We start from the raw sequence: 19,975 nt of genomic DNA on the forward strand, positions 1-19,975 counted from the left end.
CCATTGCCCCACATCCGGACTTTGATACACTGCGGAAAAACAACAGGCCCCTCTTCGCGCAGTCATGACCGCCCTCAGCAAATATGACCGACTTGAATCCGTGGCGCTTTGGCGTGCAACAGCGGACGGGCAGCGGCGCGAGGTCGTGGTCTCCATCGGCGACGCGACGCTGGTCATCAAGGACATCACTGACCGGGCACTGACCCATTGGTCGCTTGCGGCGGTCGAACGCGCCAACCCCGGGAACAGACCGGCAGTCTATTTCCCTGACGGCGATCCGGGCGAAACACTTGAGTTCCCCGAAGACGAGACCGAGATGGTCGATGCTATTGAAACCCTGCGGCGCGCCATCAACCGCGCGCGCCCCAAGCCCGGGCGGCTGCGCGGGTTGGGCCTGGCCACATCACTTGCTGTTGTCGCGGCCGTAGCGGTTTTTTGGCTGCCAGGTGCAATGCGCGATCACACCTTAACGGTAGTCCCTAACGTGAAGCGGGCAGAGATTGGCAGCGCGCTCTTGTCGCGGATCGAGCGCGTCTCAGGACAACCCTGCCGTAACAGCGGCGGCCTCAAGGCGCTGGCGCGCCTGTCTGACCGGCTGGGTGTCGGCACACTTGTCGTATTATCCGACATGACCCGGCCAAGCTTGCATTTACCGGGCGGGATCATCGCGCTCAACCGCAGCCTGATCGAAGACTTTGAGGAACCGGATGTGGCCGCAGGCTACGCCCTGACCGAAGCGGCCCTGCGCGACGCCAAGGATCCGCTTCGCGATCTGATCGAAGTCACCGGTCTGCGGGAAAACTTTCGCCTTTTGACGACTGGCGAGCTGGCCCCCTTCGCCCTTGATGGCTATGCCGAACATTTGATGACGCGGGCGGCAAAAACCCCGGCACTGCCCCCACAACTTGCCCAATTCGAACGGGCGTCCTTGCGCAGCACCCCGTATGCCTATGCGCTCGACATCACTGGCGAAACCACACTGCCGCTGATCGAAGGTGATCCGATGAATGGTCGCCTGACCGAACCCCTGCTGAGCGATGCGGACTGGTTGCGCCTGCAAGGCATCTGCGGCGGGTGATCCGGTGTTCCAGTTTGCCACACGCCTTGTTCTGTCTCCGCTTCTGATCGCTCAAGCCCTTGGGGTGCGCCGCATTGCGCAGATCCTGCCCGAGGCCACAGGCCCCCGCGACGGCGTCACCGGCACCGGCGAGGCCTTGAGACTGCGGATCATCGGAGACAGTTCCGCCGCCGGTGTGGGTGCATCCATTCAGGACGAGGCACTGTTGGGGCAATTGACCAGTCATCTTGGCAAACAGTTTGAAGTGTCCTGGCATCTCGACGCAATTACCGGAGCCACGACCCGCAGTACCCTTGAACGGCTGAACTCAGCCACGCCGACAAGAACGGATATCATTGTGCTGGCCCTCGGCGTCAACGATGCCACGCGTCTGATCCCGCCAGCGCGCTGGCTCAAACGTCACCGTGCGCTTCTGGACCGCCTGCGTACGCTTTATCAGCCAAGGCACATATACCTCTCCGGCATGCCCCCGCTGGGGCGTTTTCCCCTATTGCCGCAGCCCCTGCGATGGACGCTGGGCCAGCAGGCCACCGCCATCGACAATGTCCAGATCCGCCACGCGGCGCGCGTAGATGATCTGACACACGTTCCCTTTGATCTTGACCTTGATCCCGACCTCATGGCCTCGGACGGGTTTCACCCCAATCCAAGGCTTTACGCGATCTGGGGGGAAGGCCTGGCAAATCGGATCCGGTCGGACTGGCCAGGGCTGAATTCACAATGACCTGTTACTTCCGGACAAAGGCATCCGCATAGCCCGCGCCGCGCAGACGGGAAACGGCCCGTCGCAGCTTGTTTGCGCGGGTGAATGGGCCAGCTTGCACAGAGGAATAGGTCTTGCCAGCCTTGCGATACGTGCCGATGCGCGCCGGATAACCCATTCGCGCGATCCGCTGTGCGGTACGCTGCGCGTTGGCAGGGTCCCCGAAGATACCAATCTGCACATATCGACCCGCCACCTTGGTCTGAGCCGGTGCTTTGGGCGGCTCGGACGCTGGGGCTGAACGTGTCGAATAGGTCGGCTGGCGCACGGTCGTGCGTTTCACCCCGGGATTTCGGATGATCCGCTTGGCGACCTTTCCGTCACGCTGGACGATGGACACCTCACCCAATTCGCGGCTCTGGGTCGCAAGATCGAGGTAGGGATAGACCAGCGGGACCGTCGCGGTGACATCGCGGCCCGTGGACTGGTTGATCAGGCGACGCGGTACCGTCTGCGTCCAGATAAGAAGCATATCCTGACGGCCGGCAAGGTTCTGCTCCGCCCGTCTCGGGTTAAGACGATCATCGTCCCAGGCAGTCTTGTACCCTTTGGGCACGGTGACGTTCGTCGTATTGAGCCGATTGATCGCGACGTGCTTGGGCACGATGCGGGTATGTGCATCGACCCGCGTCACGGCTGTGTGTCTGCGCGCCACACCTGTCTGAGGCACAGACTTTTGACTGCGAAGCCCCGCAATCGGCTCTGTCTGAGGCCCACAACGAACCGGGGCGTGGCGGCTGTTCTGCAGATAGGGTTGCGCAACGTCGGAGGCCTCGGGACAGGCTGTCGCGCCGTGCCGTTTCGGGCGCGCCACAGCCTGAGCGGGTCGCTGAGCCGTGGCGGCAACGCGGGGCTTGGCTGCGGTCTGGCGTACCACGGTTGGCCGGGGTGCCGGCGCGGGCAAGGTGTTGCGCGCAGGCTTGGCCGACGCGAGCTGTGGCGAATCGATCGTGATCTGTTCAGGTGCCACCGCTGGCGGTGCAACCGGTGTGGGGGCAGCGGCCGTTTCCGATGGGGCGAGCGACGGTTTGAACCCGCAAACGGTCTTTCGGTCCCGCGTCACACGCGGCACCCATGATACATCCCCGTCAATACCTGCGCGGATGAAAACACACCCTTTGCTGTCGACGTATTGCTTGCCTTTGTAGGTTGCGGGCGGAAATTCGGCGGGCTGTTGCTGCCTGATCTGCGCCTCACCGACAGAGGTGCCCAGCGTCGCTGCCAACATGATCGCGCCCAAATACCCAGCCAGCTTCATAACGCGTCCCCAAACACAAGATGTTCCGCCAAAGATGCATGAGCAAACATCATGTGTCCAGCAACGCGATCAAGAAAGGTCCCGCAAGACCGTATTATTTCGTCCCAAACATCCTGTCACCGGCGTCGCCAAGGCCCGGCACGATATATCCGACATCGTTCAGCGCCTCGTCCACTGCCGCTGTGACGATGGGCACATCAGGATGCGCCTCTTTCATGCGGGCGATTCCCTCCGGCGCGGCAAGCAGGCAGAGAAAGCGAATGTTGGTGGCTCCCGCCTCTTTCAGCAAATCAATCGCCGCAACAGACGAATTGCCCGTCGCCAGCATTGGATCTACCGCGATGACCAGACGGTCATCCAACCCTTCCGGCACCTTGAAGTAATATTGCACCGGCTGAAGCGTTTCTTCATCCCGGTAAAGCCCGACGAACCCCACCCGCGCTGACGGGATCAGTTCAAGCACGCCGTCCAGCAGCCCATTGCCTGCGCGCAAGATCGAAATCAACGCAAGCTTCTTGCCATCCAGTGTTGGCGCATCCATCTGCCGCATCGGTGTGTCGATGCGTTTCGTTGTCATCGGCAAGCCACGTGTGACCTCGTAGGCCAACAGCTGGCTGATCTCGCGCAGCAGCTGACGGAAGACGGCGGTGGGCGTCTCCTTGTCACGCATGATGGTCAATTTGTGCTGCACCAACGGATGATCCACCACGGTCAGATGTGTGTCGCTCATTTCGCTATTCCTCTGTCGTCGCCAAGTCTGCTGCATGCACGGTACGGGCTCAATCACGCCCGTGCTTCATCTTTCCCATAAACTCAATTCTACCAGATCACCCGGGCACCGGTACCTGCAAATGCTGCGCAACCAGATGCGCCACATCCTCAAATCCAATGAGGCCAAGGTTCCCGGCCCCGGTTCCTGCCACCAGCACGGGAACCCGTTCTCTGGTATGATCCGAACCTACCCACGTGGGATCGTTTCCATGATCTGCCGTGATCAGCATCATGTCACCATCCCGCAATCGTCGCAGCAGGCTGCCAAGTTCGCGATCAAACCACTCCAACGCGCTTGCATAGCCCGATACATCGCGGCGATGGCCGTAGAGGCTGTCGAATTCGACAAAGTTCGCAAAGGTGAGGCTGCCGTCAGCGGCGGTATCGATGAGATCGGCAAGATGCGTCATCAGTTCGGCATCAGAACCTTTGCGAACCTCATCAATGCCCGTCATGGAAAAGATATCGCCGATCTTGCCCACGGCATACACGTGACGGCCCACGTCCTGTACCCAGTTTGTCAGCACAGGTGCGGGCAATTCGATCGCAAAGTCCTTGCGGTTTGCGGTGCGGCTGAAACCCTCTTCTGCGGTCCCGGTGAAGGGGCGCGCAATCACCCGGCCCACCTTCATCTTGTGCAGCATTGGGGCAATGGCTGAACAAAGCGCAAGCAACCGGTCAAGACCGAATGTCTCTTCATGGGCCGCGATCTGAAACACTGAGTCAGCAGAGGTATAGCAAATGGGCCATCCGATTTCGCAATGCTCAGCGCCCAGGCGCGCAATGATCTCTGTGCCCGATGCGTGGCAGTTTCCAAGAATCCCCTCCGTTCCCGCAGCCTCGGCCGCTGCCTGTGAAACCTCCGGCGGGAAGGCAGGCTGGGCATCGGGGAAGTAGTGCCAGGCCCAGGGCACCGGCAGCCCGGCCAGTTCCCAATGCCCCGAGGGCGTGTCCTTGCCCTGTGATACTTCAGTTGCGGCTGCCCAATGTCCCGCGGGCAAGTCCGAGGGCATTTCGTCGCCCGTTGCCAGCGCCATGGCATGTTGCATGCCCAGCCGGTTCAGATGCGGGATGATCAATGGCCCTGTGCGGCCGACTTCGGCCTTTCCAGCGGCACAGGCAGCTTGAATATGTCCCAGGGTGTTGGCACCGGTATCTGGCACCTCACCGTTAAAGAACTGGTCAGCATCCGGCGCACCACCGATGCCGACACTGTCCATCACAACGAGAAAGGCACGGGGCATCAGCCGACCCTCTCCAGGATCAGGTCCGGTACATCTGGTTTGCCATCGCCAATGCGAATGGCGGAACGCACTGCTGCTGCTGCCTGATCTGCGTCTTCAGACCGCGCCGCGTGAATCACCGCAAGTGTCTGACCGCGGGCCACATTCTGGCCCAATCGGATTACGTCGGAAAGTCCCACAGCCGGGTTGATCTGGTCGCTTTCAATCACGCGCCCGCCTCCAAGGGCCACCACAGCCAGACCCAGCGCCTCACCATCGATGTGTTGGATGTGTCCTGTTTGTGGTGCTGCCACTTCGCGGATCACATTGGCCTCGGGCAAAAAGCGCGCCCAATTCTCCACAAAGGCGACGGGACCGCCCATTGCGGCAAGCATCTTGCCAAATGTCTCAGCCGCCGCACCGGAGGTGATGGCCGTGACAATGGCGTCTGCCCCGGCCTGCACGTCTTGTGACAGGCCACCATTGGCCAGCAACACACCCCCCAACGAGGCCGCGACCTCGACAATCGGACCTGTGGGCTGGTCAGTCAGCACACGCATGATCTCGGCCACTTCAAGCGCATTGCCCAGGCTTGGCACCAAAGGTTGGCTCATGTCGGTGATCACCGCTGTTGTCCGGCACTTGGCGGCATTCGCGGTCTTTGTCAGCGCCTCGGCCAGCGCGCGGGCCTCGTCCATGCTCTTCATGAACGCGCCGTTGCCCACCTTAACGTCCAGCACCAGCCCATCCAGACCGGCCGCCAGTTTCTTGGACAGAATGGAAGCCGTAATCAAATCGAGCGAATCCACCGTCGACGACACATCCCGCACCGCATAAAGCCGCTTGTCGGCCGGTGCGATATCAGCGCTGGCGCTCACAATTGCACACCCAACCGTGCCGACGATCCTGTTCAACTGTTCTGGATCAAGATTGGTAGACAGGCCGGGAATGGCCTCAAGCTTGTCCAGCGTGCCACCTGTATGTCCCAGACCCCGGCCCGAAATCATCGGAACATATGCCCCACAGGCGGCCAGCGCGGGCGCCAGGATCAGCGACACGCAATCTCCGACTCCGCCGGTCGAATGCTTGTCCAGGACGGGGCCATCCAGATCCCATTCCAGCACGCGACCTGAATCGCGCATGGCCAATGTCAGGGCCACGCGACCCTCATCGGTCAGACCGTTCAGGCAGATACCCATTGCAAAAGCCCCGGCTTGCGCGTCGCTGATACCCCCATCGGCAAGGGCCTGAGCGATCCATCCGAGATCTTCTTGGCTGAGGGCCTGTCGATGACGCAGCTTTGCGAGGACGACGCGCGCATTCATGCCTCAGTCCTCCAGAAAATCAGCGCCGAATGCACCGGGAAGCAGGGCGGCAAGCGTTGTCTTTTCCTCAGCCCCCGTCATTGTGGCCATGGTCACAGGGGTTGCTCCCCCGCCAAACTCAGCAAGCTTCTGGCGACAGCCCCCGCAAGGCGGAACAGGCATATCTGCCCCGGCAATCACATAGGCCTCAGCGATTTCCGTCTCACCTGCGGCAACCATCGCGGCGATCGCACCTGCCTCGGCACAGGTGCCTTCGGGGTAAGCCGCATTTTCGACATTACATCCGACAAATACAGCGCCCGACGGAGTACGTAGTGCGGCGCCCACTTTGAACTTTGAATACGGAGCATGCGCATTCTGGCGCACCATTATTGCCAATTCACGTAAATCAGTCGCCATAAAGCCCCCTTTCGCATATCTATAGAAAACTATGTGCGAAGTTACGAGCGGCAAAACGCGCCCGTTCGCCCCCATTTGCTGTTTCGAAATTGTGATGGGTGGCAGCGGAGTTGAAAGTAGTTTAGCACTAAACTAATTTCTGGCAGGAGCTTTGCACGATGTCCGACACGACCAATGCACGACAGGCAGCCCTCGATTACCACGCCCTTCCGCGACCGGGAAAGCTTGAGGTCCGCGCAACCAAACCGTTAGCTAACGGGCGTGATCTGGCGCGTGCTTACAGCCCGGGTGTTGCCGAGGCCTGCCTCGAGATCAAGGAAGATCCAGCCAATGCCGCCCTATACACGTCGCGGGGCAATCTGGTGGCTGTTGTCACCAACGGTACTGCGGTGCTGGGGCTTGGCAACATTGGCGCGCTGGCGTCCAAACCGGTGATGGAAGGCAAGGCCGTTCTGTTCAAGAAATTCGCCAGTATCGATTGTTTTGACATTGAGGTCGATCAGGCCGATCCAGAGAAACTGGCCGATATCGTCTGCGCGCTTGAGCCGTCCTTTGGTGCGATCAACCTGGAAGACATCAAAGCCCCCGATTGCTTTACTGTTGAACGGATCTGCAGGGAACGGATGAACATCCCGGTTTTCCACGACGATCAGCACGGCACAGCCATTGTCGTGGGGGCGGCCGCTACCAACGCGCTCTTCGTCGCCAAGAAAAAGTTTGAAGACATCAAGGTCGTCTCGACCGGCGGCGGGGCTGCGGGCATCGCGTGCCTCAACATGCTGCTCAAGCTCGGGGTCAAACGCGAGAACGTGTGGCTGTGCGACATTCAGGGGCTGGTCTACGAAGGCCGCACCGAAGACATGAACCCGATCAAATCCGAATACGCGCAGAAAACAGATCTACGCACCCTTGATGACGTGATCTCCGACGCCGATCTCTTTCTGGGCCTGTCCGGCCCCGGCGTCTTGTCGCCTGAGATGGTCGCCAAAATGGCCGATGCGCCGATCATCTTTGCGCTGGCCAACCCAACGCCTGAGATCATGCCGGAACTTGCGCGCAGCGTTGCACCCAGGGCGATCATTGCTACCGGGCGCTCGGATTTTCCCAATCAGGTCAACAACGTTTTGTGTTTTCCCTTCATTTTTCGCGGCGCGCTGGACGTCGGCGCGACCACAATCAACGACGAGATGCAGCTGGCCTGCATCGAAGGGATCGCCGCCCTTGCGCGCGCTACCACCTCAGCCGAGGCGGCAGCGGCCTATCAGGGCGAAGAGCTGACGTTTGGTCCCGAATACCTGATTCCCAAGCCCTTTGACCCGCGCCTGATTGGTGTGGTTTCTTCCGCGGTTGCACAGGCGGCGATGGAAACGGGCGTCGCCACGCGACCGATCGAAGACCTCGACGCCTATCGGCAGAAGCTTGACAGCACCGTCTTCAAGTCTGCCCTTTTGATGCGGCCGGTTTTTCAGGCTGCGCGGGTCTCGCCCCGTCGCATCGTCTTTGCCGAGGGCGAAGACGAACGTGTGCTGCGCGCCGCGCAGGCGATTATCGAAGAAACCATTGAAATGCCGATACTGATTGGTCGCCCGGAAGTCATTGAAAAGAGGATTGAAAACGCTGGCCTGAACCTGAGGTTGGGTCAGAATGTCGATCTCGTAAACCCCGAGAACGACCCGCGCTACCGCGACTATTGGGAAACATACCATGATCTTTTGTGCCGCCGGGGGGTGTCCCCCGACATCGCCCGCGCGATTATGCGCACCAACACGACCGCGATCGGTGCTGTTATGGTACATCGCCAGGAAGCCGATAGCCTGATCTGCGGCACGTTTGGCGAATTTCGCTGGCATTTGAATTATGTCGAACAGGTCTTGGGCCGCGATGGTCTGAAACCTCATGGCGCGCTCAGTATGGTAATCCTAGAAGATGGTCCGCTCTTTATTGCGGACACGCATGTGCATCTGCATCCCACCCCCGAACAAATTGTCGAAATTGCCGAAGGGGCCGCGCGCCATGTGCGCCGTTTCGGGATCGAGCCAAAGATCGCCTTTTGCTCGCAATCGCAATTCGGCAACCAGGGCGACGGCACTGGTGGGCGCCTGCGCGGCGCGATCCGGATGCTGGACGAGATGAAGGTGGATTTCTGCTACGAGGGGGAAATGAACATCGACACAGCGCTTGATCCTGAATTGCGCGCCCGCCTCTTGCCGTCAAATCGGATGGACGGTGCGGCAAATGTGCTGATCTTTGCCCACGCCGATGCGGCATCTGGCGTGCGCAACATCCTCAAGATGAAAGGCGGCGGTCTTGAAGTCGGGCCAATTCTGATGGGCATGGGTAACCGCGCCCACATCGTGTCCCCATCGATCACAGCGCGCGGATTGCTGAACGTGAGCGCCATCGCGGGCACCCCGGTGGCACACTATGGGTGACGTCAAAACCGCAGATTGAAAACCCGGCTCAAACCCAGACGAACGGTCCACTGATCCTCTGATCCGGCTTGGGTGATCGGACTGTCCGCTGCTGCGTTTTGCAGCATTTCGTACCGCACGGCGCCTTCCAGCGCCCAACGATCATCCAGTTCGTAGGTTGCCTCAACCTCAAAGCCTGCGCCCAAGAGCCCCCCTTCGGCGTTATAGGCGCCAAAGGATGACGCTGCCGCCTCAGCCGCAGTGATGCCAAAGTAGGTCTGTGCATATTCGGTATTGCCGATGTTCAGACGCGGACCTGCGGTGATGGTCAGCCTGTCGTCAGGCCGGAAAATCAAATCGCCGCCCAGCGTGCCGGTGACACCGTGATGGCCGCCAAAGCCATGGCGCACCTCACCGAAAACCTGCCAATTGACCTCTCGGTAAATCACGCCGAACCCCAGCTCAACCGCAGCGTCGATATCCTTTAATCCGGCCAGTTCCGGGTTATCAGCACTGTCGCGGTCTCCGATGACGTTGAATGCGCCGCGAAAGCCAAGGCCTGTCACGGTCTCGCCGCGCACACCGTTGCCGCTGTTGATGGGGCCCCATTGCAACGCGCCAAAGGTGAAACCCAAATCGGGCGATGCGCGATAATTGCTTGAGCCCGGATACTCAGGCGCGGCCGCGATACCGCCACGCAATGCAAAGTTGAAAACACGGTCCTGCGCATCGGCGGTCTGAACGCCACCGGCCAGCATGGCCGCGGAAAGTACCACAAGTGTCGGGATGCGCATTAAATTTCTCCAAAAACGGGCAGGATGCCGGTCCCTATGCATCTAGCGGCTTTGGACGCAGGGTCCACTGATTTTTGCGCCTAGACACCCAAAGGTGATTTACGCAGGCGTGATCTTGCGTGAAAATTTCTTTGCAGATCGCAGCATTGCCGAGTGCATCAGGCTTGCCCGCGACCGCTGTGCTGCTTAACCAAGGGGCATATCGGGAGGACAGACCATGGGATATCACGAAACCTACGCATCCTGGCAAGACGATCCAGAGGGCTTTTGGCTCAAGGCAGCAGAGGCGATTGACTGGGATGTTGCTCCGACACAGGCGCTTTTCGATCGCGGCGACAACCTGTTTGAATGGTTCGCCGATGCCCGCGTGAACGGCTGCTACAATGCCGTCGACCGCCATGTGGAAAACGGACGTGGTGATCAGGTGGCGATTATCCACGACAGCCCCATCACCGACACCAAAACCAAAATCACCTATGCCGAAATGCAGACCCGGGTTGCCGCCCTCGCCGGCGCAATGGCAGCCCAAGGGGTCACCAAGGGCGACCGCGTCATCATTTATATGCCCATGGTGCCCGAAGCGCTGGATGCAATGCTTGCCTGCGCGCGCATCGGCGCGGTGCATTCCGTAGTTTTCGGCGGGTTTGCCGCCAACGAACTGGCCGTGCGCATTGATGACTGCACGCCCAAAGCCATACTCGCGGCGTCGTGCGGATTGGAACCGGGCCGCGTGGTCGCCTACAAACCACTGCTCGACGGAGCGATTGAGATGGCATCGCACAAGCCCGACGTCTGCCTGATCCTGCAACGAGAACAGCAAACCTGCGATCTTGTCCCGGGGCGCGATCTTGACTGGCATGCGGCACAAGAAGGTGTCGCGCCTGCCGAATGTGTGCCGGTCGAAGGAAATCATCCTGCCTATATCCTATATACATCCGGCACGACGGGCGCGCCAAAGGGTGTCGTACGCCACACAGCCGGGCATCTCATCGCGCTGAACTGGACGATGAAGAACATCTATGACGTGAACCCCGGCGATGTCTTCTGGGCGGCATCGGACGTGGGCTGGGTCGTGGGGCACTCCTACATCTGTTACGGGCCGCTGATCCACGGCAACACCACTGTCGTGTTCGAAGGCAAACCCATCGGCACGCCGGATGCCGGTACCTTTTGGCGCATCATAGAAGAACACAACGTGCGCAGCTTTTTCACCGCACCGACAGCCATTCGCGCCGTAAAACGCGAAGATCCCAAGGGCGAATTTATCACGAAGTATGACCTTAGCGGACTACGCGCACTTTATCTGGCGGGCGAACGGGCCGACCCCGATACAATTCTCTGGGCGCAGGAAAAGCTGGGCAAGCCCGTCTATGATCACTGGTGGCAGACCGAAACTGGCTTTACGATTGCGGGCAACCCGGCGGGGCTCGAAGCGTTACCCGTCAAAATCGGATCGCCCACCGTGGCAATGCCCGGCTATGATGTGCAGATCCTGGATGAAGCTGGTCATCCCCAAAAGGCCGGGGAGTTGGGCGCCATCGCTATCAAGCTTCCCTTGCCCCCGGGCACGCTGCCGACACTCTGGAACGCCGAAGACCGCTACAAGAAAAGCTATCTCACCACGTTCCCCGGATACTATGAGACAGGTGATGCCGGCATGATGGACGATGACGGGTATCTCTACATCATGGCGCGCACCGATGACGTGATCAACGTTGCAGGCCACCGCTTGTCCACCGGTGCCATGGAGGAAGTGCTTGCAGGCCACCCGGACGTGGCAGAATGCGCGGTGGTCGGCGTCAGCGATGCACTCAAGGGCCAAATGCCGCTTGGCATGGTGTGCCTCTCCAAAGGCGTGAACCGCCCGCACGAGGAAATCGCGGCGGAATGCGCCAAACGGGTCCGCGACCAAATCGGACCCGTCGCCGCCTACAAGCAAACCTTGGTTGTAGATCGGTTGCCCAAGACACGCTCTGGCAAGATCTTGCGCGCCACCGTGGTCAAGATTGCCGAAAGCGCAGATTTCAAGCTGCCCGCCACCATCGACGACCCGGCCATCCTGGATGAAATCAAGGCGGCCCTGCAAACCATTGGTTACGCCAAATGACCCTACCGTTTGACGAACCACGTCTTCGCGCAGCCCTGCGCGCGGCGTGGTCCGCTCAGACAGCAAAGCAATGGACACCCGAGATGCCAGCAGCGGGTCAGTGTAATGTCACTGCGGTAGCTGTTCACGATCTCTATGGCGGCGATATCTGCATGACGGCGCTGGAAACCTATGACGTGCCGCATTTCTATAACGTCTTTGACAGCCGGCGCGTCGATCTGACGGACAGCCAGTTCGACGCACCGATCGCATACGATGACACGCCCACAACCCGGACGCATGCCATGAAATGGGTCACTGCGACCGAACTACAGACCCTCAAGGCAGCGCTCGAACTGCAACCGGGCGGCAGCCAATTCCAGGCGATCACAGAAAAGCTGATCGACGGCGGACTCAAGGGAACAGAATTGGATTCCCTGCTTGAGTCCTTCTGTGCAGAGCTTGTGGCGGCAGACGTCCCCATCAGCCGTGCGCATATCACGATGCGCACATTACACCCCGAGTTCGGCAGCGTCGCGTTTCGCTGGCAAGCTGAGACAGGCAAGCACAGTCAGCGATTTGAGCGCACGAGTGAAAGCCCCGAAGAGTGGCTCCGCAGCCCCCTTTATCATCTGGCGACCAGCGATGTGTCAGAGATCCGACAGCGCCTGACGGCCAATGAACCGACGTGGGATTTTCCCATTTTCGACGACCTGCGGGCTGAAGGGCGCACCGACTATGTCGCATTCAAGCGATTCTTTCTCGATATGTCCAACAGCGACCGAAGAGAAGAAGACCTTCAGAGCGCCGAAGGCATGTTGCTGTCGTGCTCCTCAGACCATCCCACGGGCTTTTCGGAGGCACATCTGGAAACCCTGCGAGCGCTTCTTCCGCCGCTCGGCCTTGCGCTCAAATCCGGCTCAAACCGCCAGATGGCAGAGGACATCACGGCGATCTATCTGGGCTCTGACGCAGGTAAGCGCGTCCTGTCCGGTGATATCACCCGTGGCTCGTCGCGCACGATCTCGGCCGTCATACTTGATTTCGACCTGCGTGGGTTCACCCATCTTTCAGAAACCCATCCGGGCACCGTTATCATCGAAATGCTCAACGCCTACTTTGGCGAGGCTGTCGAGATTGTTGAGCAGCACGGCGGTGAGGTTCTGAAATTCATGGGCGATGGGATGCTGGCAATTTTCGACATTGAAAAGGTGCCAAATGCGCGCAACGCAGCCTTGTCCGCAGCCATCGCGATGCGCGATGAGCTTGAAGTCTTCAACATCGCGCGCAGCAACGCTGATCTGCCTGTGACGGGTTTCACCCTCGCATTGAATGCAGGCGACGTTCTTTATGGCAACATCGGGGGGCGGGCACGGCTCGACTTTACGGTAATCGGTCCTGCGGTGAACACGACGGCGCGCATTCTGGGGATGTGCGATCCGCTTGGTCAGCAGATTCTTGTTTCATCCAATGTTGCCGCCCCTTTGCGTGAAACCCGAAAGGAACTTGTATCAGTAGGTCAGTACCGGATGCGGGGTGTGGCCGACCGGCACGAACTGTTCACCGTCGACTGATAAAAAAAGGGCGGCCCGCAAGGACCGCCCTTTCCTGCCAATGCAATTGCCTTAGTGCTTGGCGACAAATTCGTCGATCTGACGCTCAGCTTCAGATTTCGCAAGGCCGTAACGCTCTTGGATCTTGCCAACCAGCTTGTCGCGGTTGCCTTCGGCCTGATCGACTTCGTCGTCGGTCAGATCGCCCCAATGCGCTTTGATGTCGCCTTTGAACTGCTTCCAGTTACCTTCGATTGTGTCCCAATTCATGTCTTGGTCCTTTCGAATAAGTTGTCATGGCGGCGCGCCGGATGCTGCCGCCTTCCTTATCAAACCAACCCCCCAGAACGCGGGAAGTTCCGCAATTGCCAGCGCAAAACAGAAATTGTTGAAATTGTGATTTGCCGCCATGGCGATCAGCGGCCTAGGCTGATCCAATCACGTCAAAAGGATCGAACATGCACAGACTTCTTGCCGCCGTTCTGGCGATACTTCCCATAAGCGGATGGGCCGCCGAAGGCGAACGGATCACCGTCACAGGTGAAATCATCGACACGTGGTGCTATTATTCAGGCGTCATGGGCGGGCCGGATGCGGTTGTCGGTTCTGCACATCACACCTGCGCTTTGTGGTGTTCCGCCTCTGGTATCCCCATTGGGCTGCTGACCGAGGACGGAACGGTCTATACGATCCTCAAACTGGGCGCGCAGGATAATGCGACCGGCGGCGATACCGCTCTGAGGCTCGCGTCCCATACGGTGACGGCAGATGGCATGCACTATGCACGCGATGGCATCAATTACATTGTGGTCGAAGAGGTGGTCGAAGATCTCGGAATCGTAAACCTCACCCACGAAGACTACGACGTCGTCCCCTCCTTCGCCATTCCGGAGCCGAAAGAATGATCCGCGCATTTCTTTTCCCCGCTCTCGCCCTGCTTGCTGCGCCGCTCGCGGCACAGGATTTCTCAGAAAATTCCGAAGCCCGCAGTTGGAACCTCTATGCCGAAGAACCGGCGCTCTTTGAGGCTAAGGTCGTTGACGCCATGTGCGAACTCACGGGTGACTGCCCGTCAAACTGCGGCGATGGCGACCGCCAGCTGGCGCTTTTGCGTGCGGCCGACGGGGTCTTGGTGATGGCGCTGAAGAACAATCAGCCCGCTTTCACAGGTGCCGTCGTCGATTTGCTCCCCTATTGCGGGCAAGATATCACCGTTGATGGACTCATGATCAACGATGAAGATTTCCCGATCAACAACGTTTATCTGGTGCAACGCATCAAGGCTGGGAGCGCGGACTGGACCAAGGCAAGCCAGTGGACGAAGGTCTGGGCAGCCAATAACCCCGATGCCAAAGGCAAAGGCCAATGGTTCCGGCGCGATCCCCGCATTCAGGCACTGATCGCCAAAGAGGGATATCTTGGGCTGGGGCTCGAGATCGACAAGGCGTTCAAGGAATACCTTTTCGAATGAAGGCGCTGATCACGGCCTTGATGGTGTTGGCAACACCGGTCTGGGCGCAGACTGCGCTGCCTTTCGATGTGGGTGGACCTTTTGCGCTGACAGATCACACCGGGGCACCGCGCACACAGCAAGACCCTGAAGGGCAGCCACAGTTGCTGTTCTTTGGCTATGCGAATTGCCCCGGCATCTGCACTGCCGCGCTGCCGCTGATGGTGGGGATTGTCGAACAACTGGCAAAAAAGGGCGTGACCGCCACCCCGGTCATGATCACCGTCGATCCGGCGCGGGATCAAGTGGGCAACATGGAAGCCCTTTTGAAATACCATCCGGACTTCATCGGTCTGACGGGCGATCCTTCCGCATTGCAAGCCGCCTATGAGGCGTTCTCAATCGATCATGAACTTGCCTATGAGGACCCCGAATACGGTCCGGTCTATAGCCACGGCTCTATGGTCTACCTGCTTGACGGCCAGGGTGAGGTGCTGACCCTGATCCCGCCTGTGGTGGACGAATGGACTGCTGCCGAAATCGCTTTGAAATATGTCTCAGGGCCGGGGTAGCCTCGTGTTGAGGCCAAGTGTCAAAGTCCGAGCGGCAGGATACGTTGCAGATGCCAGGCTGAGTTTATTGGAAAGATGAAGAAGCTCCGTCCATTATTCATCTTTCCAAAAAACTCATTTAAGATGTCGACGTGCTGCCGCCGCCGGATCTGGATCGCGCGTGTTGCAACAGGAGCTCAGGTAAACTGTTCTGATATCAGTCGTTCTTCCAATCCGTGACCAGGATCAAAAAGAATGGCGTGTGACACACTCGGCTCTGACCGAATCTCGACCCGCGTCACATCGCGATGGGATTTGCCGTCAGCATCGGCCATTACGGGCCGTTTTTCGGGCTCAAGCACATCAAATTGCACCCGCGCGGATGAGGGCAAGAGCGCCCCGCGCCAGCGCCTGGGCCGAAAGGCGGACATGGCCGTCAAGGCCAACACATCCGCGCCGATCGGCAGGATAGGACCGTGCGCTGAATAATTGTAGGCGGTCGATCCGGCGGGTGTCGCCACCAGCGCCCCGTCACATACAAGTTCCTGCATCCGCAGCCGCCCGTCGACGGTGATCTGCAACTTGGCAGCTTGTGGACCTGCCCGCAGGAGGGAAACCTCATTGATCGCCAGCGCCGTTGAAACCGATCCGTCCGAATGGGTTGCGCGCATCTCAAGAGGGTTGATCTCTGCCCGCTCGGCAGCGCTCAGCCGCTCCACCAGATCGCCTTCGCCGTATGCATTCATCAAAAAACCGATTGTGCCACGATTCATCCCGTAAACGGCCGCGTCCAGTTCTTGGGTTTCATGCAGCGTATGCAACATGAAGCCGTCACCGCCCAGCGCCACGATGACCTCGGCCTCTTGCACAGGCACATCGCCATAGCGCCCGATCAGGGCGGCCCGCGCGGTCTGTGCCACGGCGGCGGCACTGGCGGTGAATGCGATTTTCATGGACGTCTCTCCGGAGGCGGTACGCGCAAGCTCCCTGCAGACAAACATATTTGTGCGCGCCCCGCCAGCGCTGCCGCGCATATTGCCGCAAGGGTCGCAATCACACCTTCACGCGTCTGACGGATTCGGATAGGAGACGCAAAACCCCAAGGCCCCAAAGAGGAATGCGCCCATGTCCGGCTTTTTCACCGCACCCCTGTCCGAGACCGACCCAGACATCGCCCGCGCCATCGCGGATGAACTGGGCCGCCAGCGCGACGAGATCGAGCTGATCGCGTCAGAAAACATCGTGTCCGCCGCCGTCCTCGAGGCGCAGGGGTCAATCATGACAAACAAATACGCCGAGGGCTATCCGGGTCGCCGGTACTATGGCGGCTGCCAGTTTGTGGACGTCGCTGAAAATCTCGCCATCGAACGGGCGTGCGAACTCTTTGACTGCGGCTTTGCCAATGTGCAGCCGAACTCGGGGTCTCAGGCAAACCAGGGGGTGATGCAGGCACTTTTGCAGCCCGGCGATACCATTCTGGGCATGAGCCTTGACGCAGGCGGTCATCTGACGCACGGGGCCAAGCCAAACCAATCCGGCAAATGGTTCAACGCCATACAGTACGGCGTGCGCAAGCAAGACAACCTGCTGGATTATGAACAGGTGCAGGAACTGGCCAGCGAACATCAACCCAAGATGATCATTGCGGGCGGTTCTGCAATCCCACGCCAGATCGACTTTGCCCGCATGCGTCAGATTGCCGACAGCGTCGGCGCATATCTGCATGTGGACATGGCGCACTTTGCAGGGCTTGTGGCGGCGGGGGAACATCCCTCGCCCTTCCCGCACGCACATGTGGCCACCACGACGACCCACAAAACCCTGCGCGGCCCTCGCGGCGGCATGATCCTGACAAATGACGAGGCGTTGGCCAAAAAGTTCAACTCTGCCATCTTCCCCGGCATTCAGGGCGGGCCGTTGATGCATGTCATCGCGGGCAAGGCCGTGGCCTTTGGCGAAGCGCTGCAGCCGGGGTTCAAGGACTACATCAAACAGGTCGTGGTGAACGCACAGGCCCTCTCTGATCAGTTGATCAAAGGCGGTCTTGACACGGTCACACACGGGACCGACACCCACGTGGTTCTGGTGGACCTGCGCCCGAAAGGTGTGAAAGGCAACGAGACTGAAAAGGCCCTGGGGCGCGCGCATATCACCTGCAACAAGAACGGCGTGCCGTTTGACCCTGAAAAGCCAACGATCACATCCGGTATCCGCCTTGGTTCTCCTGCCGGTACCACGCGCGGCTTTGGCGAAGCCGAGTTCCGCCAGATCGCGGACTGGATCATCGAAGTGGTTGACGGCCTGGCTGCAAACGGTGCTGACGGCAATGCAGCGGTCGAAGAGAAGGTCAAGGCGGAGGTCGAAGCACTTTGCGCGCGCTATCCGATGTATCCCAACCTCTGAGAGCCCTCTTATGGGCGCAAGGGTACAGGGGGCGGCCGTCAGTCGCCCCTTTCGCGTCTGCGGGCGATGTCGCTATGGTGACGCAACCCATCACAGGAGACACCCATGATCATCCACCGCGCCGGGTCACGCCCTTCCAGCACGCCCAACCCTGACTACTTCACTGGTACTGTACGCATGGACCCGCTGATAACAGCCCCCGCGCCTGCGCGGCTCAACGCGCTGAGCGTCACGTTCGAGCCCGGCGCCCGAACGGCCTGGCACACCCATCCACTGGGCCAGACATTGATTGTCACTGCGGGTGTCGGACGCGCACAACGCGCAGGCGATCCTGTTCAGACCATCCGCCCGGGCGACGTGATCTGGTTCGAGCCCGGTGAAAAACACTGGCATGGTGCCGCGCCCGATTGCGCCATGTCCCATATAGCATTGCAGGAAACGCTGGATGGCAGTGCGGCTGATTGGCTGGAAAAGGTTTCGGATGCCGATTACGGCGGCTGAGGGCTGACTACCTTACATCCAGAGCAAGCTTACCGCCCAGCCCCACAAGGATTGACCCGCCCATCCCCTGTGCCCAGACACTTGCACGCGACGATTGGTGCAATTTGCGCATAAGGCGATCCGCCATCAGAACGCAGGCCAGATCCGCGCTGGAGAACATGATATTCACGATGGTACCAAGCACCAAAAGCTGCAGCCAAATGGCCATATCCGCCGCAGGATCCGTAAACTGGGGCAAGAAGGCGAGAAAGAAAAGCGCCGTCTTGGGGTTCAGCACCTCGACAGTCACACTTTCCCAAAATGCGCGGCGGGGCGTCCTGGCGGCGAGTGACTTTGTCTCGACCGATTGAATCGCAGGCGCCCGGAACATGCGCACCCCCAGCCAGATCAAATACGCGGCCCCGCCCAGCTTGAGCAGGACGTAAAGCGTGGGTACGGCCTGAAATATCAGGGCCAGCCCAAAGGCAGCCGCCAGCACATGGACATAGCCGCCAAGGTGCAAACCCAAAGCCGCCATGGTGCCCGCGCGACTTCCCCGTGAGATCGTCTGCGCAGCCGCATACAACGTGCCGGGCCCGGGCATGTAGGCAAAAACGGCGGTGGCAACAAAAAAGGCGATCAGGGTTTCAGATCCCGGCATGGTCAATGGGCCAGAATATTCAGCGCCCGGCCCATGGGATCGGTGACGAAAAAGCGCCGCACCCCCCAGGGTTCATCGGTCAGCGGATAGCTTATGTCGCAGCCCATATCCTGCGCGTGCGCAAAGACGGCATCCACATCATCAACCTGAATTGACAGATCCGGCACGGGCGTGCCGCTGCCGCCCTCAGAGGCGATACTCAACTGCACGGGCCCCAGATCACCACTGCCCATCGTCATGATCCAGCCCTGGTCCATCAGGATGTTGAGGCCCAGCAACTCTTCATAGAAGGCCGCCAGGCCCTGGACATCTGCGGTGGCCAGATTGGGAACGATCCGCACAACGGTCATGAGAGTCCTCTGCGATCAGACATAGCCACGCCACCACAACCAGACCAAAAACCCGGCGATAACAATCAGCAGATTTCCTGCCACGGCGGCCGCAAGGCTCAACAACTTGCCTTTGCGGGCATCCGCCACGTCAATATCCTTTAGATGTGCGGCAACTGTCGCATAGGCCCGGTCGACCTCGGCACTATTCAACTGCCGCGCAAGTTTCGGGTTCGCAGCCAGCTTTTCAGCACGCACCAGCGCTTGGCCCTCACCGCGCACCCGGCGCGGCAGCCTGCGGCCAGCGCGCTTCAGAGCCTGAGACAGATCCCGGCTGCGCACGCCAAGTTTCTCCTGCAGTTGCTTGCGCAGGGTTTCTGCCTTGGTGTGAATGTCCTGGTCCTGGAACATGGCGGCACCCTAATCGCACTGGCATTGGG

21 protein-coding genes are annotated in these 19,975 nt (G+C 59.8%); 10 read left to right on the top strand and 11 right to left on the bottom strand.

Going from position 1 to position 19,975, the window contains the following annotated elements; translation table 11 throughout:
- Positions 1 to 64 precede the first annotated feature (64 nt).
- Together H9Q16_RS10205 and H9Q16_RS10210 are read left to right on the top strand one after the other, a co-directional pair.
- Positions 65 to 1,078: a hypothetical protein gene (locus H9Q16_RS10205; RefSeq protein ID WP_191075335.1), complete on the top strand. Its 1,014-nt coding sequence runs from the start codon at positions 65 to 67 to the stop codon at positions 1,076 to 1,078.
- Entirely contained in the window at positions 1,038 to 1,802 is a 765-nt protein-coding gene (locus H9Q16_RS10210; protein WP_191075336.1) for an SGNH/GDSL hydrolase family protein, read from the top strand. The genes H9Q16_RS10205 and H9Q16_RS10210 overlap by 41 nt, the downstream gene beginning before the upstream one ends.
- 4 nt (positions 1,803 to 1,806) lie before the next feature.
- On the opposite strand, the gene H9Q16_RS10215 is transcribed toward H9Q16_RS10210, so the two are convergent.
- The 5 genes from H9Q16_RS10215 to H9Q16_RS10235 all read right to left on the bottom strand — a co-directional run bounded on the left by H9Q16_RS10215 (position 1,807) and on the right by H9Q16_RS10235 (position 6,817).
- Entirely contained in the window at positions 1,807 to 3,099 is a 1,293-nt protein-coding gene (locus tag H9Q16_RS10215) for an SPOR domain-containing protein (protein WP_246455704.1), read from the bottom strand.
- Between the two features lie 94 nt (positions 3,100 to 3,193).
- On the bottom strand, positions 3,194 to 3,829 hold the full coding sequence (gene upp, locus H9Q16_RS10220; protein WP_191075337.1) for a uracil phosphoribosyltransferase: 636 nt from the start codon (positions 3,827 to 3,829) through the stop codon (positions 3,194 to 3,196).
- A 97-nt stretch (positions 3,830 to 3,926) separates the two neighbouring features.
- Entirely contained in the window at positions 3,927 to 5,114 is a 1,188-nt protein-coding gene (locus tag H9Q16_RS10225; protein WP_191075338.1) for a phosphopentomutase, read from the bottom strand.
- Positions 5,114 to 6,418, bottom strand: coding sequence for a thymidine phosphorylase (locus H9Q16_RS10230; protein WP_191075339.1), 1,305 nt, complete (start codon positions 6,416 to 6,418; stop codon positions 5,114 to 5,116). The genes H9Q16_RS10225 and H9Q16_RS10230 overlap by 1 nt, the downstream gene beginning before the upstream one ends.
- Positions 6,419 to 6,421: 3 nt before the next feature.
- Entirely contained in the window at positions 6,422 to 6,817 is a 396-nt protein-coding gene (locus H9Q16_RS10235) for a cytidine deaminase (protein WP_191075340.1), read from the bottom strand.
- 158 nt (positions 6,818 to 6,975) lie between these two features.
- On the opposite strand from H9Q16_RS10235, the gene H9Q16_RS10240 reads away from it, so the two are divergent.
- Complete coding sequence (locus H9Q16_RS10240; protein ID WP_191075341.1) at positions 6,976 to 9,249, top strand: NADP-dependent malic enzyme; 2,274 nt, start codon at positions 6,976 to 6,978, stop codon at positions 9,247 to 9,249.
- A 2-nt stretch (positions 9,250 to 9,251) separates the two neighbouring features.
- Here H9Q16_RS10240 and H9Q16_RS10245 read toward each other — a convergent pair whose 3' ends face one another.
- Positions 9,252 to 10,022 (bottom strand): MipA/OmpV family protein, encoded by a 771-nt coding sequence (locus H9Q16_RS10245; RefSeq protein ID WP_191075342.1) that lies wholly within the window; start codon positions 10,020 to 10,022, stop codon positions 9,252 to 9,254.
- A 217-nt stretch (positions 10,023 to 10,239) separates the two neighbouring features.
- Between H9Q16_RS10245 and H9Q16_RS10250 the strand changes: the two genes are divergently transcribed.
- Positions 10,240 to 12,129 carry an AMP-binding protein gene (locus H9Q16_RS10250; RefSeq protein ID WP_191075343.1) on the top strand — a complete coding sequence of 630 codons (1,890 nt, stop codon included), beginning with the start codon at positions 10,240 to 10,242 and terminating at the stop codon, positions 12,127 to 12,129.
- Positions 12,126 to 13,682 (top strand): adenylate/guanylate cyclase domain-containing protein, encoded by a 1,557-nt coding sequence (locus H9Q16_RS10255; RefSeq protein WP_191075344.1) that lies wholly within the window; start codon positions 12,126 to 12,128, stop codon positions 13,680 to 13,682. Before H9Q16_RS10250 ends, H9Q16_RS10255 begins: the two co-directional genes overlap by 4 nt.
- A 51-nt stretch (positions 13,683 to 13,733) precedes the next feature.
- Here H9Q16_RS10255 and H9Q16_RS10260 read toward each other — a convergent pair whose 3' ends face one another.
- The gene (locus H9Q16_RS10260) at positions 13,734 to 13,931 is read right to left on the bottom strand and encodes a CsbD family protein (RefSeq protein ID WP_191075345.1); all 198 of its coding nucleotides are present in this window, start codon (positions 13,929 to 13,931) and stop codon (positions 13,734 to 13,736) included.
- A gap of 188 nt (positions 13,932 to 14,119) precedes the next feature.
- Here H9Q16_RS10260 and H9Q16_RS10265 point away from each other — a divergent pair, with 188 nt between their 5' ends.
- From H9Q16_RS10265 to H9Q16_RS10275, 3 genes are read left to right on the top strand one after another with little or no spacing between them, the layout of a single operon-like run.
- Positions 14,120 to 14,566 carry a hypothetical protein gene (locus tag H9Q16_RS10265; RefSeq protein WP_191075346.1) on the top strand — a complete coding sequence of 149 codons (447 nt, stop codon included), beginning with the start codon at positions 14,120 to 14,122 and terminating at the stop codon, positions 14,564 to 14,566.
- On the top strand, positions 14,563 to 15,132 hold the full coding sequence (locus H9Q16_RS10270) for a hypothetical protein (protein WP_191075347.1): 570 nt from the start codon (positions 14,563 to 14,565) through the stop codon (positions 15,130 to 15,132). The genes H9Q16_RS10265 and H9Q16_RS10270 overlap by 4 nt, the downstream gene beginning before the upstream one ends.
- A complete protein-coding gene (locus H9Q16_RS10275) occupies positions 15,129 to 15,683 on the top strand; it encodes an SCO family protein (RefSeq protein ID WP_191075348.1) in 555 nt (184 codons plus the stop codon). Before H9Q16_RS10270 ends, H9Q16_RS10275 begins: the two co-directional genes overlap by 4 nt.
- A gap of 176 nt (positions 15,684 to 15,859) precedes the next feature.
- Here the strand turns inward: H9Q16_RS10275 and H9Q16_RS10280 are convergent, their stop codons facing one another.
- Positions 15,860 to 16,615: an NAD kinase gene (locus H9Q16_RS10280; RefSeq protein WP_191075349.1), complete on the bottom strand. Its 756-nt coding sequence runs from the start codon at positions 16,613 to 16,615 to the stop codon at positions 15,860 to 15,862.
- Positions 16,616 to 16,787: 172 nt separating this feature from the next.
- Between H9Q16_RS10280 and glyA the strand changes: the two genes are divergently transcribed.
- Together glyA and H9Q16_RS10290 are read left to right on the top strand one after the other, a co-directional pair.
- Positions 16,788 to 18,065 carry a serine hydroxymethyltransferase gene (gene glyA, locus H9Q16_RS10285; protein WP_191075350.1) on the top strand — a complete coding sequence of 426 codons (1,278 nt, stop codon included), beginning with the start codon at positions 16,788 to 16,790 and terminating at the stop codon, positions 18,063 to 18,065.
- Positions 18,066 to 18,170: 105 nt separating this feature from the next.
- A complete protein-coding gene (locus H9Q16_RS10290; protein WP_191075351.1) occupies positions 18,171 to 18,566 on the top strand; it encodes a (R)-mandelonitrile lyase in 396 nt (131 codons plus the stop codon).
- A 7-nt stretch (positions 18,567 to 18,573) separates the two neighbouring features.
- Here H9Q16_RS10290 and H9Q16_RS10295 read toward each other — a convergent pair whose 3' ends face one another.
- From H9Q16_RS10295 to H9Q16_RS10305, 3 genes are read right to left on the bottom strand one after another with little or no spacing between them, the layout of a single operon-like run.
- Positions 18,574 to 19,206 carry a LysE family translocator gene (locus H9Q16_RS10295; protein ID WP_191075352.1) on the bottom strand — a complete coding sequence of 211 codons (633 nt, stop codon included), beginning with the start codon at positions 19,204 to 19,206 and terminating at the stop codon, positions 18,574 to 18,576.
- Between the two features lie 2 nt (positions 19,207 to 19,208).
- Entirely contained in the window at positions 19,209 to 19,556 is a 348-nt protein-coding gene (locus H9Q16_RS10300) for a VOC family protein (RefSeq protein WP_191075353.1), read from the bottom strand.
- Between the two features lie 15 nt (positions 19,557 to 19,571).
- Entirely contained in the window at positions 19,572 to 19,946 is a 375-nt protein-coding gene (locus H9Q16_RS10305) for a hypothetical protein (RefSeq protein ID WP_191075354.1), read from the bottom strand.
- Positions 19,947 to 19,975: the final 29 nt, after the last annotated feature.

Origin of the sequence: Sulfitobacter aestuariivivens (genome assembly GCF_014763045.1) — a bacterium.
Lineage (GTDB): Bacteria > Pseudomonadota > Alphaproteobacteria > Rhodobacterales > Rhodobacteraceae > Sulfitobacter > Sulfitobacter aestuariivivens.